Here is a 16,245-nt window from a genome sequence, read left to right on the forward strand (position 1 = left end):
CTGCCGCACGAATCGCGGCAGGTGGCTGAAAAAACACGGACCAATCAATGAGCTCGTTCATGTCTCGATTCTTGAAATTCGGTTCCCCGAACATTGCGATCGACCTGGGGACTGCGAATACGCTGGTCTATGTCCAGGATCGCGGCATCGTGCTCAATGAACCCTCCGTCGTGGCGATCGAAACGATCAATGGCGTAAAGAAGGTCAAGGCCGTGGGCGATGACGCGAAGATGATGATGGGCAAGACGCCTGACAGCATCGAAGCCATCCGCCCGCTGCGGGACGGCGTGATCGCCGACATCGAAATCGCGGAAGAAATGATCAAGCACTTCATCCGCAAGGTCCATGGCGGCAAGCGCTCGATGCTCCGCTATCCGGAAATCGTGATCTGCGTTCCGTCAGGCTCGACCTCGGTGGAAAAGCGCGCGATCCGCGATGCCGCCAGCAATGCCGGCGCCAGCGCAGTCTACCTGATCCTGGAACCGATGGCGGCGGCCATTGGCGCGGACATGCCGGTGACGGAACCGGTCGGCTCGATGGTGGTCGATATCGGCGGCGGCACGACCGAAGTCGCGGTGCTGTCGCTGCGCGGCCTGGCCTATACCACCTCGGTCCGCGTCGGCGGGGACAAGATGGACGAAGCCATCGTCTCCTACGTCCGCCGCCACCACAACCTGCTGATCGGCGAAGCGACGGCAGAGCGGATCAAGAAGGACCACGGCTGCGCCACCGTACCGGCCGATGGCATTGGCGAGACGATCCATATCAAGGGCCGCGACCTGGTGAACGGGGTTCCCAAGGAAATCACCATCACCCAGGCGAACATTGCGGAGGCACTGTCCGAACCGATCGGCGCCATCGTCGAAGGCGTGCGCATCGCGCTGGAAAACACCGCGCCCGAACTGGCAGCCGACATTGTCGACCAGGGCATCGTGCTGACCGGCGGCGGCGCGCTGATCCACGGTCTGGACGAATACCTGCGCGAAGAGACCGGCCTGCCGGTGACCATTGCCGAAGATCCGCTGTCCTGCGTGGCGCTGGGCACTGGCCGCGCCATGGAAGAGCCGATCTACCGCGGCGTGCTGATGACGGCCTGAGTGGGAACAGGCGTCGTGAAACACGCACCCGGCATAGGGGAATAGACCCGTGGTTTCGACGCCTGGGAACCGGCGCCCGGGCCATTCGCGCCGGGCGCAGTACAACACCTTCTACAACTACCTGCTCGCGGTCGGCGGGCTGGGTATCGGAGTGGTCTTGCTACTCGTCTCGCTGAATGACAGCGGCGCCTTTGCCAGCACCCGCGCCGCAGCCAATGGCGTGGTCGCGCCGGTCGCCGTGGCTGGGGCCGAAGCTCGCCACGAAAGCACCAGCTGGTTTGCCACGCTGGCCGGCTATTTCACCCGGGGCAGCCGCGTTGCGGCGCTGGAACGCGAAGTGTCCGAAGCCCGCGTGAAGCTGGCAGAGCAAGCCGCGCTAAAGGATGAGAACGCGCGGCTGAAGGCCCTGCTCGCACTGAGTGAGAGCGACGACAAGCCCGTCGCCTTCGCCCGCCTGATTGGCTCCACCTCGTCCTCGACCCGCCGCTTCGCCACCTTGAGCGCTGGCAGCAACCAAGGCGTGCGCGTCGGCATGGGCGTTCGTTCTCCGCTGGGTCTGGTGGGCCGCGTGCTTGAAGTGGGCACCTCAACCTCGCGCGTGCTGCTGATCACCGATACGGAAAGCACCATTCCGGTCCGCCGCGCGGTCGACGGGGTCCAGGCCTATGCCACCGGACAAGGCGACGGCACCCTGCGGATCAGGCTGGCCGCGACGGGGATCAACCCGCTGCGCAAGGGCGATGCAATCGTGACTTCGGGATCGGGCGGGCTTTACCGTCCCAACGAGGCCGTAGCCGTGGTCGTTTCCTTGATCCAGGATGGAGCCATCGCCCGCCCGCTCAGCGACCCCGGCATGACCGAATATGTCGCCGTCGAACGCGCGTTTGACGAAGCAGCGGCAGGCGCGGCAGCCATGCCGGAAGCGCCGGTAGCGCCCTGATGCCCTCACCACTGGCCTCCCCGCTTTCGGACAGGCTGCACAAGGTCGGTCGGCCCCGGATCAATCGGGAGCCGTCCAAGACGCTTGCCATTGCCACGCCATGGCTGCTCGTCATGCTCGGATCGCTCAGCCCGACCTGGCCAGTCATTCTGTCCGCGCCCCTGATGCCGCCGCTCGGTTTTCTGCTGCTGGTGGCATGGCAGCAGTTGCGGCCCGGCCTGTTCCCGGTCTGGGTCGGCCTGCCGCTGGGCCTGTTCGACGATCTTTATTCCGGGCAGCCGTTCGGCTCGGCAGTGCTGCTGTGGTCTGCGGCAATGATCGCGCTCGACGTGTTTGAAGCCCGCTTCCCCTGGCGCGGCGTGGTGTTCAACTGGCTCGTCGCGAGCGGACTGGTCCTGCTCTACCTGGTCAGTGCGGCCTGGATTGCCGATGCCAGCGGTGGCAATTCCAACCTGCTCCACCTGCTGCCGCAGTACTTTTTCTCGGTCCTGGCCTATCCCTTCCTGGCCATTCTGGTTGGCGTGGCGGACCGGTTCCGCCTGCTTCCCTTGCGGAGACGCTAAGCGATGCTCGGCGGACAGTCGCACGTCAGCTCCGGAACGCTGAAGAACAGTTTTGAGCGGCGCTCGTTCCTCATCGGCGGGCTGCAAACCGGCGTTGGCGTGCTGCTGGCCGCGCGGCTCGGCTGGCTCGCCCTGGTCCAGAACGAAAAGTACAAGACCGCGTCGGAAAGCAACCGCGTCAACCTGACGCTGATCCCGCCGCGCCGTGGGATCATCCTCGACCGGCGCGGCGCGCAGCTCGCCTCCAACCGGGTCGAGTTCCGGATCGACATCATTCCCGAACGCCTGGTCGACAAGGACGCCACGGTCATGCAGCTTACCCAGCTGCTCGGTTTTGACCCGGTGCAGACCCAGGACTTGCAGGACAAGCTGGAAAAGGCCCACGGCTATCAGCCGGTCGAAGTCGTCTCGGGCCTGGAGCCAAAGGATTTTGACAAGGTACTGGTCCGCCTGCCCGAAATGGTCGGCGTTGTTGCGCACCAAGGCTTTACCCGGTGGTACCCGACCGGGCCTTCGGTCGCGCACCTGATCGGTTATGTCGGCCCGGCAGCGGCGAAGGACTACGAGAAAGAGCGCAATCCGCTGCTCGTCACACCCGGGTTCAAGCTGGGCAAGGACGGGCTGGAAAAGCACTACGAGACGATCCTGCGTGGTACGCCTGGTGCACAGCGGGTCGAAGTGACCGCCTCTGGCAAGTTCGTGCGCGATCTGGAGTTCCGCGAAGACGTTCCCGGAAAGCCGATCAAGCTGACCATCGACGCACAGCTTCAAGACTATGCCTCGCGCCGGATCGGGCTGGAATCGGCGGCGGTTGTCGTCGTCGATTGCAACGATGGCGGTATCCTGGCCCTGTCCTCCATGCCAGCCTTTGATCCGAACGCCTTTGCTGGCGGCATCGGACGGTTGCAGTGGAAGATGCTGAACGAGGATGACCACATCCCCTTGCTCAACAAGGCGATGCGCGGACTTTATCCTCCCGGCTCGACGATGAAGCCGATGGTCACGCTGGCCCTGCAATTGCAGGGGATCGACCCGAACGAACGGGTGCCCTGCCCCGGCGGTTACCGGCTCGGTAGCCGTTTCTTTCGCTGCGATGCGGTTCATGGCTCGGTCGATATGCGTCAGGCGATCGAGCATAGCTGCAACACCTATTTCTGGGCCATGTCGCACCGGGTCGGCTATGACGCGATTGCGCCCGTCGCCAAGATGCTGGGCCTGGGGCAGGAATTCGACCTGCCCGGAACCTCGCAGCGCTATGGCACGGTGCCGGATGCAGCGTGGAAACTGCGCCGGTTCAAGCAGGAATGGACTGCGGCAGACTCGCTCAATGCCTCGATCGGTCAGGGCTACGTCTCCGTATCCCCGCTGCAACTGGCGGTGATGACGGCGCGCGTTGCATCAGGCAAGAATCTTGAGCCCTATCTGATCCACGGACATCCCAAGCCGCTTGGTCCGGCCCTGCCCTTCACGGCGGAGCAATTGGCCGTCACGCATGAAGGGATGTTCAACGTCGTCAACGGCAGCGGTACGGCCGTCGGCAGCAAGATCGACATCGGCGGCGTAAAGATGGCGGGCAAGACTGGCACGGCCCAGGTCCGCGCCCTGGTCGCGCGCGGTCACGTCGGTGATTGGAAGTCGCGCGACCACGCGCTGTTCGTCTGCTACGCCCCGGCTGACAACCCGCGCTATGCCATGGCCGTCGTGGTCGAACACGGCACCTTCGGTGCCCGTGCCGCCGCCCCGATTGCCAAGGACGTGATGACGTTCCTGTTCGACCCTGCGACCGCGATCACCCGGCTGCACGAACTGGAGAAGGCCTGGGGCGGCAAACCGGACGAGCGGCTTAACGCCAAGTACCAGGCCTATGTCTCCAGGGTCGGTACCTCCGCGCCCAAGGTGGGGGATGACGAGGCGGTCAAGGACGCCATCGAAAAGGCCGAGGCCCCGCAGCCAGATCCTGCGAACGCCACGAACCCGCCCGCCACGGTTCGCCCGGAAGAGCCGGCCTCCACCGTTGTCGAGCCTCTTCCCGCTCCTGAGCAAGCAGTGCCAGCCCCCAATTCCGGGGTGACCACGCCATGAACCGCCGCATCATTCCCGAAAGCGTGGCGAAAGAGCCATGGCAGGTGATCCTGCCGCTGTTCGCGCTGAACACCTTCGGCTCGGTCGTGCTCCATTCGGCGGCGGGCGGGCACCTCCAGCCCTGGGCGCTGCTGCATACGATCCACTTCCTGGTCTTCATGGCCATGGCTTTCGTGATCTCGCGCCTGCCGCGCGAGTTCTTCAAGGCCATTGCCTACCCCGCCTATGGGGTACTGGTGATGCTGCTGGTCATGGTCGACCTGTTCGGCGCAGTGCGCGGCGGCAGCCAGCGCTGGATCAACCTGGGCTTCATGCAATTGCAGCCGTCGGAGCTGATGAAACCGGGGATCGTGCTGATCCTGGCATACTTCTTCGACAGCCTCCCCCCGGCCATGACGCGAAACTGGCGAGCCCTACTCCCCGCTGCGGGCCTGATTGGGGTTCCCGCCCTGCTCGTCATCATCCAGCCAGACCTCGGCACCGGGCTATCCATCGCTGCCGGTGCGGCGGTCGTGGTGTTCCTGGCGGGCCTTCCGGCACGCTGGTTCATCGGCGCTGGCCTGGCAGGCTCGGCCATCGCCCCGATCGCCTTTTTCACCCTGCTGCACGATTACCAGCGCAAGCGCGTGCTGACCTTCCTCAACCCCGAGGAAGACCTGCTCGGTTCCGGTTACCACATCACCCAGTCCAAGATCGCAATCGGCTCTGGCGGCTTCTGGGGCAAAGGGTTTGGCAACGGCAGCCAAAGCCACCTGGAATACCTGCCCGAAGCGCACACCGACTTTGCCTTTGCCACCATGGCAGAGGAATGGGGCGTGATCGGCGGGATCTTCGTGATCGCCGTGTTCCTTTGGGTGTTCCGCTGGGGCCTGAACGTAGCGCGCAACGCGCCGGACCGGTTCTCCAGCCTCCTCGCCGCAGGCATGACCTTTACGGTGTTCTTCTACATGGCGATCAACATGCTGATGGTCATGGGCCTGGCCCCGGTGGTCGGAATTCCGCTCCCCTGGATCAGCCACGGCGGCTCCGCGCTGATGACCAACATGGCCTGTATCGGCACGATCATGGCCGTCGAACGCTGGAGCCGCCGCGGCGGATCGCTTTCCGGATAAAAAAAGCAAACAAACCTCTTCCATCCGGAAAAACAGCCGCTATAGGGAGCGCTCCCGAGAGAATCGGGGCCAGCGGAAACGCCGGAATGGACGCATAGCTCAGTTGGTAGAGCAGCTGACTCTTAATCAGCGGGTCCTAGGTTCGAGCCCTAGTGCGTCCACCATCCCTTCCCCCAAATCCTTGCTTGACTGGGCCGACAGGTCGGCTTGTCGTGTCTGCGCCCGTCCACTATTTCGCAAGCATTACAGTGCCTTGCGGCAGCTACTGCTTGTCAGGCTGACTTTGCCTGCTCTATCCCGACGGGATGGATGCCGCTGATTCTATTGCAGAATTTATCGAACACTGGCGCAAGACCGGGGGTTCGGAACTGGCCAATACGCAAAGTTTCGTGAACGGGCTGTGCCATCTGCTTGGCGTGGACCCGCCCCGGGGCAGCCTGGCCGACGATGCGCATAACGATTACGTGTTCGAACGCCGGGTATTTCAGGACAATGGCGATGGAACGACCAGCTTTGGCCGGATAGATTGCTATAAACGCGGGTGCTTCATCCTTGAGGCAAAGCAGGGCAGCGATGCTGACCGTGCAGCGGTGGCGCGGGGCGAGGACGATCTGCTGCTGTCCGGCCTGACCCCCTCTGCCAAGCTGAAGCGCGGGACGGCGCGGCGCGGCACGCCCGGCTGGCTCAAGGCGATGCACCAGGCCAAGGGACAGGCAGAATTCTATGCCAAGGCGCTGCCGGTCGATCACGGCTCGCCGCCGATCCTGCTGGTCACCGACGTGGGCCATTGCATCGAAGTCTTCGCCGATTTCAGCGGCACGGGCAAAACCTATGCCCCCTTCCCCGATCCGGCGCGGTTCCGCATCATGCTGGACGACCTGCACGATGCCGAAGTGCGCGACCGGCTGCGCGCGATCTGGACCGATCCGAAAAGCCTGGACCCGGCCGCCCGCGCCGCCCGCGTCACGCGCGAAATTGCCGACCTGCTGGCGACCGTAGCGCGGCGGATCGAAAAGCGCGGGTACAATGCCGAAGCCACCAGCGGCTTCCTGATGCGGGTGCTGTTCACCATGTTCGCAGAGGATTGCGCGCTGATCCCGCCGGGGGCCTTTACCGGCCTGCTCAAGAACCAGCGCGGCAATCCCGAACATCTGGAACATCAGCTGGCCGCGCTGTGGGCGGCAATGGACAAGGGCGAGTTTTCACCCGCGCTGGGCGTGCCGCTGCGCAAGTTCAACGGCTACCTGTTCAAGGAACGCACCGCGATCCCGCTGGATGGCGAGGAACTGGAAGTTCTGATCCGCGCGGCAGAGCATGAATGGACCGAGGTGGAACCCGCGATCTTCGGCACCCTGCTGGAACGCGCACTCAGTTCGAAGGACCGGGCCAAGCTGGGCGCGCATTACACGCCGCGCGCCTATGTCGAACGGCTGATCGCCCCCACCATCATGGAGCCGCTGCGCGCCGACTGGAACGGGGTGCGCGGCGCGGCGGGCAGCCTGATCGAAGAGGGCAAGCCCGAGGAAGCCCTGCGCAAGGTTGAGGAATTCCACGCCCGGCTGGCCCAGACCAGAGTGCTGGACCCGGCCTGCGGGACCGGCAATTTCCTCTATGTCGCCATGGCCCGGATGAAGGAGCTGGAAGGCGAGGTCGTCAGCTTCCTGACCGAACTGGGCCACACGCAATATGTCGCGGAAATGACCGGCCACACCATCACCCCGGAAAACTTCCTGGGGCTGGAAATCAACCCGCGCGCAAAAGAGATTGCGCAGCTGGTGCTGTGGATCGGCTATCTGCAATGGCACTTCCGCGTCAACGGCCGGGACCGCGTGCCGCCCGAACCGATCCTGCGCGACGTGCGCACGATCCAGAACCGCGATGCCCTGATCGACTATGACGACCGCGTGCTTGAGCGGGACGAACACGGCCAGCCCGTCAGCCGGTGGGATGGCGAAACGATGAAGGACCATCCCGTCACCGGCAAGAAAGTGCCTGACGAGACGGCCCGGGTGGAAGTCTACCGCTATATCAACCCCCGCCCCGCACAGTGGCCCCGGGCGGACTTCATTGTCGGCAACCCGCCCTTCATCGGCGGAAAGGACGTGCGCAGCCGCCTGGGCGACGGTTATTTCCAGGCCCTGTTCAAGACCACCAAGGTGCCCGAAAGCGCGGACTTCGTGATGCACTGGTGGGACAAGGCGGCCATGGCCGTGCGGAAAGACGGAACCCGCCGCTTTGGCTTTATCACGACCAATTCGATCACGCAGGTATTCAGCCGCCGCGTCATGGCAGCGCACCTCGATGCAAGGACGGACTCAATTTGCTGTTCGCCATCCCCGATCACCCTTGGGTCGATGAAAAGGACGGCGCGGCAGTCCGCATTGCCATGACCGTGGCGGCAAAATCAAAAGAGATAGGGGTGCATCTGATCGTCACTGACGAGAGCGGCGCCCCGGATGAGATTGATTTTGCGATGAACCACGCCCGGATCGGAAGCAATCTTGGCACCGGGGCTGATGTCACTTCGGCGATCACTCTAAAGGCTAACTCCAAACTCGCATCGCGTGGAATCCCCCTACATGGTCAGGGCTTCTTGCTCGACTCCGATGACGTGGCATTTATCGGTTTCCGTGCATCACCCGAACTGCCTGAAATCGTAGTGCCTTATCGGAACGGCCGGGATCTTGCTGCCCGCCCGAGAGGTAAATGGGTGATTGATACGTACGGCCTGAGTGAAAGTGATTTGCGAGAACGGTATCCGAATGCTTATCAGCGCTTGCTCACTCACGTGAAACCGGAACGCGATCAAAACAAGCGTGGTCATCGTGCAGAAAAATGGTGGCTACACGGCGAGCCGGTAGAAATGCTGCGTCAAGGGCGACGGGGACTCAATCGCTACATTGCCACAGTCGAAACCGCGAAGCATCGCGTCTTCCAGTTCCTGCCGACCACTATTTTGCCGGACAACATGCTCGTCTGCATCGCGATGGAAGATGCCTACGCATTGGGTGTATTATCCAGCAGGGCTAGCGTGGTTTGGGCATTGGCAGCAGGCGGCGATCTGGGCCCTACTCCGCGCTACAACAAATCCGCCTGCTTCGACCCCTTCCCCTTCCCTGCCGACGGGCCGGAACCGCTCAAGGAGCGCATCCGGGCCGAGGCCGAGGCGCTGGATGCCTTGCGCAAGCGGGTGCTGGCCGAGCATGACGACCTGACCCTGACCGGGATCTACAACGTGCTGGAAGCGCTGCGCGAGGGGCGCGCGCTCTCGGCGGCGGAGCGCGAGGTGCACGATCGCGGGCTGGTCACGCTGATACGCCAGCACCACGATGCGATCGACGCGCTGGTGGCCCAGGCCTATGGCTGGCCGGCGGACCTGCCGGACGAGGAAGTGCTGCTCCGCCTGGTCGCGCTCAACAAGGCGCGCGCGGCAGAAGAGGCCAAGGGGCTGGTCCGCTGGCTCCGTCCTGAATTCCAGGCCCCCGGCTATGCCGCGCCCATCGCGCAGACGCTCGACCTGGGGGAAGTCGCCGCGCCGCTGCCGGACAATGTCATCCCCTGGCCCGCCAAGCTGGAGGAACAGGTCTGCGCGGTCCAGGCGATCCTCACCACGGCGCCCGCCCCGCTCGCCCCGCAGGACATCGCCCGCGCCTTTCGCGGCAAGCGCGCCGCCACGGTCCGTCCGGTGCTGGATGCGCTGGCCGGGATCGGCATGGCCCGCCGGCTGCATGACGGGCGCTACGCCGCATGACGGCAAAGCAGTTGCCAAGTCACCCCGCTTGCGGGCAAAGCCGCGCCATGGAACAGATCAGCGCAAATCGCAGCCATGGCGGCACCCAGGGCGTCTATACCCACCACAGCGCGGTGACGGGGACGGACATGACCTTCTCGGTCTTTGTCCCGGACCATGAACCGGGCACGCGGCTTCCGGTCTTGTGGTATCTCTCCGGCCTGACCTGCACCCACGCCAACGTGACCGAAAAGGGCGAATTCCGCGCGGCCTGTGCGAAGCACGGCATTGCCTTCATCGCCCCGGACACCAGCCCGCGCGGCGACGATGTGCCAGACGATGCAGGCTATGACTTTGGCAAGGGCGCGGGCTTCTATGTCGATGCCACGCAGGAGCCGTGGTCGCGCAATTTCAGGATGCGCAGCTATATCGAGCAGGAACTGCCCGCCCTGGTGGCAGAGCATTTCCCGCTGGACATGGCGCGGCAGGGGATCACCGGCCATTCGATGGGCGGCCACGGCGCCCTGACCATCGCCCTGCGCAATCCTGAGCGGTTCCGCTCGGTCAGTGCCTTTTCTCCGATTGTCAGCCCGCTTAACTGCCCTTGGGGCGAAAAGGCGCTGGGCGGCTATCTGGGGCCGGACAAGACCACCTGGCGCGAATACGATGCCTGCGCGCTGATCGAGGACGGCGCGCGCCTGCCTGCTCTGCTGGTCGACCAGGGCGATGCGGACAATTTCCTGCACGAACAGCTCAAGACCGGCCTGCTGGTCATGGCCGCGCGGAAGGCCGGTATTCCCGCGACGATCCGGATGCAGCCGGGCTATGACCATTCCTATTACTTCATCTCCACCTTCATGGCCGATCACGTCGCCTGGCACGCGGAGCGGCTGCGGGCTTGAGGGCGGCCAACCCGGCTTCGACAGGCTCAGCCTGAGCGGGGTTTTGTGAGCACCACATCTCCGGCCCGCTCGCCCTGAGCTTGTCGAAGGGCTGGCTTGCGGTTTGGGCCGACCCGGCTTCGACAGGCTCAGCCTGAGCGGGGTTTTGTGCGCACCCCCTCCGGCCCGCTCGCCCTGAGCTTGTCGAAGGGCTGGCTTGCGGTTTGCGCCAACCCGGCTTCGACAGGCTCAGCCTGAGCGGGGTTGTGAGCACCACATCTCCGGCCCGCTCGCCCTGAGCTTGTCGAAGGGCTGGCTTGCGGTTTGCGCCAACCCGGCTTCGACAGGCTCAGCCTGAGCGGGGTTGTGAGCCTCTTGCTCACGCAATCGAATTGACCGCCGCGCCGGACAGGCGCAAGCTGCGGGGCATGGATCGCGCTGAACTGGAACGGATCATTGCCGCCCATGCCGGGCGCAAGGGGCCGCTATTGCCGATCCTCCATGCGGTCCAGCACAGCTTTGGCTGCATCCCGCCCGAAGCCGAAGCGGTGATCGCCAAGGCGCTGAACCTCAGCCGCGCGGAAGTGCACGGCGTGGTCAGCTTTTATCACGATTTCACCTCGGCCCCCGATCCGCGCCCGGTGATCGAGCTGTGCCGCGCGGAGGCGTGTCAGGCGCGGGGGGTGGAGCAGCTCGTCGAGGCGGCTCAGGACGCGGCGGGAGAGCGGGTGCGGATCAAGACGGTCTATTGCCTGGGCCTGTGCAGTTCCGGTCCGGCAGCGCGCCATGGGGACAGCCTCCACGCCCGCCTAGATGAGGCCGCACTGGTCGACCTGGTGAAGTCGGCATGACCACCGTGCGCATCCCGGACGATGCCCTTGCGCTCGCCTGCGGGGCTGACCGCGTGGCGGCGGCGTTCGAAGCGGCGGGCTGCACGGTGGAGCGCGTCTCGTCATGGGGAATGCACTGGCTGGAACCGCTGGCGGAGATCGGCGGCCAGGGGTTCGGGCCATTGACGCCTGCCGACGTGCCCGCCGTGCTGGCCGGAACCTCGCCCAAGGCGATTGGCCCGATTGCCAGCCACCCGTGGATCGCCAGCCAGCAGCGCCTCACCTTCGCGCGGGCGGGCAGGACTCGCCCGCTCAGCCTTTCGGACTATCAGCAAAGCGGCGGCTGGCAGGCGCTAACCCGGGCGCGCGGTATGGCTGCGGCGGAGGTCGTGGCGGAAGTCCTCGCCTCTGGCCTGCGCGGTCGCGGCGGCGCAGGCTTTCCGGCGGGGATCAAATGGCAAACGGTCGCCAATGCGCGGGGCGCGGAAAAGTATGTCGTCTGCAACGCCGACGAAGGCGACAGCGGTACTTTCGCCGACCGGATGCTGATGGAAGGCGACCCGTTCCAGCTGCTGGAGGGCATGGCGATTGCCGCCCATGCGGTGGGCGCGCAGGTGGGCTATATCTACGTGCGCAGCGAATATCCGCACGCCATCGCCAAGCTGGAAGCCGCCATTGCCCTGGCCGAGGACCGGCTGGCCCCGCTCCACATCGAAGTGCGGGTCGGCGCGGGTGCCTATGTCTGCGGGGAGGAAACCTCACTGCTCAATTCGATCGAGGGCAAGCGCGGCGAAGTGCGCGCGAAGCCGCCGCTGCCCGCGCTGGAGGGGCTGTTCGGCTGCCCCACGGTGGTGAACAATGTCCTGACCCTGGCGGCCGTGCCGCACATTCTCTCCCCCGGCGGGGCAGAGCTTTACGCGCGCTTGGGGATCGATCGCTCCAAGGGAACCATGCCGATCCAGCTTGCGGGGAATGTCCGGCACGGCGGGCTGTACGAAACCGCCTTCGGCATCACGCTGGGCGAACTGGTGAACGAGATTGGCGGCGGCACTGCCTCGGGCCGCCCGGTCAAGGCGGTGCAGGTGGGCGGGCCGCTGGGGGCCTATATCAACCCGTCGCAGTTCCATCTGCCGTTCGATTACGAGGCCTTTGCCGCCGCCGATGCGCTGATCGGCCATGGCGGCGTGACCGTGTTCGACGACACGGCAGACATGGGCCGGATGGCACGCTTTGCCTTTCAATTCTGCGCAGCGGAAAGCTGCGGCAAGTGCACCCCCTGCCGAATCGGCGCGGTGCGCGGGGCGGAGTTGCTCGACCGGATCATGGCGGGCGGCGCGGCGATGGCCGATCCGGTGGAAGCCCTGCCCCAGATGCACAACGCACCCAAGCAGAGCCGCAGTCGCGATCAGGACCTGCAATTGCTGCATGACCTGTGCGAAACGATGCAGTTCGGATCCCTCTGCGCGCTGGGCGGTTTCACTCCGTATCCGGTGCGTTCTGCACTGAAGCATTGGCCGGAGGACTTTGGATGATCCTTCAAACCGGCTTCGACGGGCTCAGCCTGAGCGGTGTTTTGGACGTCCGCCGCTCCACGCAGACGCTCAGCCCGAGCCTGTCGAAGGCGGGTTGCGAGAGACGAGGTGCGCGATGATCCTGGGTGCGGTCCTGGCAGGCGGGCAGTCCCGCCGTTTCGGCTCTGACAAGGCGCTGGCCATGCTGGGCGGGGAAACGCTGCTGATGCGCGCGGTGGATACCCTGTCCGGCTGGTGCGAAAAGGTGGTGGTGGTTGGCCGGGAAGAGGCCCCTGCCCCCACCCTGCCGGACTGGTTCGGCCCGGGCCTGGGTCCGCTGGCCGGCATCGCCGCAGCGCTGCACGACGCGCTGGATGAAGGCTATGACCTGGTCCTCACCTGCGGGGTCGATTCCATCGACTTGCCGGACGATCTGCCGCGCCTGCTCATGCCCGCGCCCGCCTTCCTGGCCGATCAGCCGGTGGTGGGCCTGTGGCCGGCCAGTGCAGCCAAGGTGGTGGAGAATATCCTGCGCGGCGATGGCAAGCATTCGATGCGCGCCTTTGCCGAGGCCATCGGCGCCCGCGCAGTTGTAAGTGGGCAAGGCACCAGCAATATCAACACGCCAGAGGATCTGGCAGCAGCGGAGCAGCGCCGTGGGCTATGAACCGCAGCCCGATTTCGGCACGCCAGCCGCCTGCTCAGAGCAGAGCGTCACGCTGACCATCGACGGGCGCAGCGTAACGGTTCCCGCTGGCACCAGCGTAATGCGCGCTGCGGCGGAATGCGGCGGCTCGATCCCCAGCCTTTGCGCGACGGATAGCCTGAAGGCTTTCGGATCCTGCCGGATGTGCCTGGTCGAGGTAGAGGGAATGCGCGGCACGCCCGCCAGCTGCACCACGCCGGTTGCACCGGGCATGGTCGTGCGCACCCAGAGCGAGCGGCTGGCGCGGCTGCGGCGCGGGGTGATGGAGCTCTATATCTCCGATCATCCGCTCGACTGCCTGACCTGCAGCGCCAACAACGATTGCGAATTGCAGGAAACCGCAGCGGAAGTGGGACTGCGCGACGTGCGCTATGGCTATTCCGGCGCGAACCACCTGGGCCTGCCGGTCGATGGATCGAACCCTTATTTCGAATTCGACCCTAGCAAATGCATCGCCTGTTCCCGCTGCGTGCGCGCCTGCGACGAGGTTCAGGGGACTTTCGCCCTGACCGTCGCCGGGCGCGGCTTCGGTTCAAAGGTCAGTGCGGGACAGGCGGCGGACAGCTTCCTCTCCTCCGAATGCGTCAGCTGCGGCGCCTGCGTCCAGGCCTGTCCCACCGCGACCTTGCAGGAAAAGGCAGTGAAGGAGTTTGGCCTGCCCGAACGCGCAGTGGTCACCACCTGCGCCTATTGCGGGGTCGGCTGCACGTTCCGCGCCGAGATGAAGGGCCAGCAACTGGTCTGCATGGTGCCGTGGAAGGACGGCAAGGCCAATCGCGGCCACTCCTGCGTGAAAGGCCGCTTCGCCTGGGGCTATGCCCAGCACCGCGACCGCATCGTCAAGCCGATGATCCGCGATAGCATTGAAGATCCGTGGCGCGAAGTAAGCTGGGACGAGGCACTGTCCTTCACCGCAAGCCGCCTTGCCGCGATCAAGGCGGAAAGCGGCCCCGGTGCGCTGGGCGGGATTACATCTAGCCGCTGCACCAATGAGGAAACCTACCTGGTGCAAAAGCTGGTGCGCAGCGGTTTCGGCAGCAACAACGTCGATACCTGCGCGCGGGTCTGCCACTCCCCCACCGGTTATGGCCTGTCGCGCACCTTTGGCACCAGCGCGGGCACGCAGGACTTTGACAGCGTGATGCAGGCCGATGTCATCATGGTGATCGGCGCCAACCCCACCGACGGGCATCCAGTCTTCGCCAGCCGGCTCAAGCGGCGCTTGCGGCAGGGGGCACGGCTGATCGTCATCGACCCGCGCCGGATCGACCTGGTGCGCTCACCCCATGTCCAGGCGGAACATCACCTTGCCCTGCAACCCGGAACCAATGTCGCGGTCCTGACCGCCATGGCGCACGTGATCGTGACCGAGGGGCAGGCCGACGAGCAATTTATCCGGCAGCGCTGCGAATGGGATGCCTATGAGGAATGGGCGCACTTCGTGGCCGAGGAGCGCCACAGTCCGGAACGGCTCGAAGCCGTCACCCGCGTTCCGGCGCACGATCTGCGCGCCGCGGCGCGGCTCTATGCCACCGGCGGCAATGGCGCGATCTACTATGGCCTGGGCGTGACCGAGCATAGCCAGGGCAGTTCCACCGTCATGGCCATTGCCAACCTCGCCATGGTGACCGGCAATGTTGGTCGGCCCGGCGTCGGCGTGAACCCCTTGCGCGGGCAGAACAATGTCCAGGGTTCGTGCGACATGGGCAGCTTCCCGCATGAACTGCCCGGCTATCGCCACATTTCCCGCGCGGAGGTTCGCAGCAGCTTTGAGGCGGAATGGGGCGTCCCGCTCGATCCCGAACCGGGCCTGCGGATCAACAATATGCTGGACGCCGCGCTGGATGGCAGTTTCCGCGCGATTTACATCCAGGGTGAGGACATTCTCCAGTCCGATCCCAATACCGCCCACGTGGCCGCAGGGCTGAAAGCGATGGACTGCGTGATCGTCCACGACCTGTTCTTGAACGAGACGGCCAATTATGCCCATGTCTTCCTGCCCGGCAGCACTTTCCTGGAAAAGGACGGCACCTTCACCAATGCCGAGCGGCGTATTCAGCTGGTGCGCAAGGTGATGGAGCCAGCGGGAGGCCTGGCCGACTGGCAGGTGACGCAAGCTCTGGCCCGCGCGCTGGGACTTGACTGGAATTACCACCACCCCAGCCAGATCATGGACGAAATCGCTCGCCTCACCCCGACCTTCACGGGCGTCAGCCACGCGCGGCTGGAAGAAGAGGGATCGCTGCAATGGCCAGTGAACGATGCCGCGCCCCATGGCACGCCGGTGATGCACATCGACGGTTTCGTGCGCGGCAAAGGGCGGTTCATCATCGCCGACTATGTCCCGACGGATGAAAAGACCGGGCCGCGCTATCCGCTGCTACTGACCACCGGGCGGATCCTCAGCCAGTACAACGTCGGCGCGCAAACCCGCCGCACGGCGAATGTCGTCTGGCACGATGAGGACTTGCTGGAAATCCACCCCGCCGATGCAGAGAACCGCGGGATCAAGAGCGGCGACTGGGTGCGCCTGGCCAGCCGCACCGGGGAAACCACCTTGCGCGCCGAAGTAACCGACCGCGTTGCGCCGGGCGTCGTCTATACCACCTTCCACCACCCCGCGACCCAGGCCAATGTGGTGACGACCGAATTCTCCGACTGGGCCACCAATTGCCCGGAATACAAGGTCACCGCCGTCCAGGTCTTGCCCAGCAACGGCCCGAGCGAATGGCAGGAGAGCTATGCCAGTTGGTCCGGCAAGAGCCGCCGCGTGGCGCGCGCGGAGAAATAGCG

Annotated in this window: 12 protein-coding genes and 1 tRNA gene; all 13 read left to right on the forward strand. The window is 65.0% G+C overall.

Translation table 11 applies throughout. The features are described from left to right. The first annotated feature begins 47 nt into the window (after nt 1-47). The 13 genes from ACQKOE_RS02935 (at nt 48) to fdhF (ending at nt 16,243) form a co-directional block, all read left to right on the forward strand. Complete coding sequence (locus ACQKOE_RS02935; protein WP_427511482.1) at nt 48-1,097, forward strand: rod shape-determining protein; 1,050 nt, start codon at nt 48-50, stop codon at nt 1,095-1,097. Nucleotides 1,098-1,146: 49 nt separating this feature from the next. Further along, the gene (gene mreC, locus ACQKOE_RS02940; protein WP_427511483.1) at nt 1,147-2,037 is read left to right on the forward strand and encodes a rod shape-determining protein MreC; all 891 of its coding nucleotides are present in this window, start codon (nt 1,147-1,149) and stop codon (nt 2,035-2,037) included. Beyond that, entirely contained in the window at nt 2,037-2,600 is a 564-nt protein-coding gene (locus ACQKOE_RS02945; protein WP_374590613.1) for a rod shape-determining protein MreD, read from the forward strand. The genes mreC and ACQKOE_RS02945 overlap by 1 nt, the downstream gene beginning before the upstream one ends. A 3-nt stretch (nt 2,601-2,603) precedes the next feature. Beyond that, nucleotides 2,604-4,682 carry a penicillin-binding protein 2 gene (gene mrdA, locus ACQKOE_RS02950; RefSeq protein ID WP_427511484.1) on the forward strand — a complete coding sequence of 693 codons (2,079 nt, stop codon included), beginning with the start codon at nt 2,604-2,606 and terminating at the stop codon, nt 4,680-4,682. Then, the gene (rodA, locus tag ACQKOE_RS02955; RefSeq protein WP_427511485.1) at nt 4,679-5,794 is read left to right on the forward strand and encodes a rod shape-determining protein RodA; all 1,116 of its coding nucleotides are present in this window, start codon (nt 4,679-4,681) and stop codon (nt 5,792-5,794) included. Before mrdA ends, rodA begins: the two co-directional genes overlap by 4 nt. An 88-nt stretch (nt 5,795-5,882) precedes the next feature. Next, nucleotides 5,883-5,958 (forward strand) — tRNA-Lys (locus tag ACQKOE_RS02960). 141 nt (nt 5,959-6,099) lie between these two features. Next, nucleotides 6,100-8,184 carry a DNA methyltransferase gene (locus ACQKOE_RS02965; RefSeq protein ID WP_427511486.1) on the forward strand — a complete coding sequence of 695 codons (2,085 nt, stop codon included), beginning with the start codon at nt 6,100-6,102 and terminating at the stop codon, nt 8,182-8,184. Next, on the forward strand, nt 8,115-9,545 hold the full coding sequence (locus ACQKOE_RS02970) for a hypothetical protein (protein ID WP_427511487.1): 1,431 nt from the start codon (nt 8,115-8,117) through the stop codon (nt 9,543-9,545). The genes ACQKOE_RS02965 and ACQKOE_RS02970 overlap by 70 nt, the downstream gene beginning before the upstream one ends. Nucleotides 9,546-9,592: 47 nt before the next feature. Then, complete coding sequence (fghA, locus tag ACQKOE_RS02975; RefSeq protein ID WP_427511488.1) at nt 9,593-10,426, forward strand: S-formylglutathione hydrolase; 834 nt, start codon at nt 9,593-9,595, stop codon at nt 10,424-10,426. A 407-nt stretch (nt 10,427-10,833) separates the two neighbouring features. Then, nucleotides 10,834-11,256 (forward strand): NAD(P)H-dependent oxidoreductase subunit E, encoded by a 423-nt coding sequence (locus tag ACQKOE_RS02980; RefSeq protein ID WP_427511489.1) that lies wholly within the window; start codon nt 10,834-10,836, stop codon nt 11,254-11,256. Next, nucleotides 11,253-12,767 (forward strand): NADH-ubiquinone oxidoreductase-F iron-sulfur binding region domain-containing protein, encoded by a 1,515-nt coding sequence (locus ACQKOE_RS02985; protein ID WP_427511490.1) that lies wholly within the window; start codon nt 11,253-11,255, stop codon nt 12,765-12,767. Before ACQKOE_RS02980 ends, ACQKOE_RS02985 begins: the two co-directional genes overlap by 4 nt. Before the next feature lie 115 nt (nt 12,768-12,882). Beyond that, nucleotides 12,883-13,413: a molybdenum cofactor guanylyltransferase gene (mobA, locus tag ACQKOE_RS02990; protein WP_427511491.1), complete on the forward strand. Its 531-nt coding sequence runs from the start codon at nt 12,883-12,885 to the stop codon at nt 13,411-13,413. Then, nucleotides 13,403-16,243, forward strand: coding sequence for a formate dehydrogenase subunit alpha (gene fdhF, locus ACQKOE_RS02995; RefSeq protein ID WP_427511492.1), 2,841 nt, complete (start codon nt 13,403-13,405; stop codon nt 16,241-16,243). The genes mobA and fdhF overlap by 11 nt, the downstream gene beginning before the upstream one ends. Nucleotides 16,244-16,245: the final 2 nt, after the last annotated feature.

It is taken from the genome of Novosphingobium sp. NPDC080210, assembly GCF_050281025.1.
In the GTDB taxonomy this organism is placed as follows: Bacteria; Pseudomonadota; Alphaproteobacteria; order Sphingomonadales; family Sphingomonadaceae; genus Novosphingobium.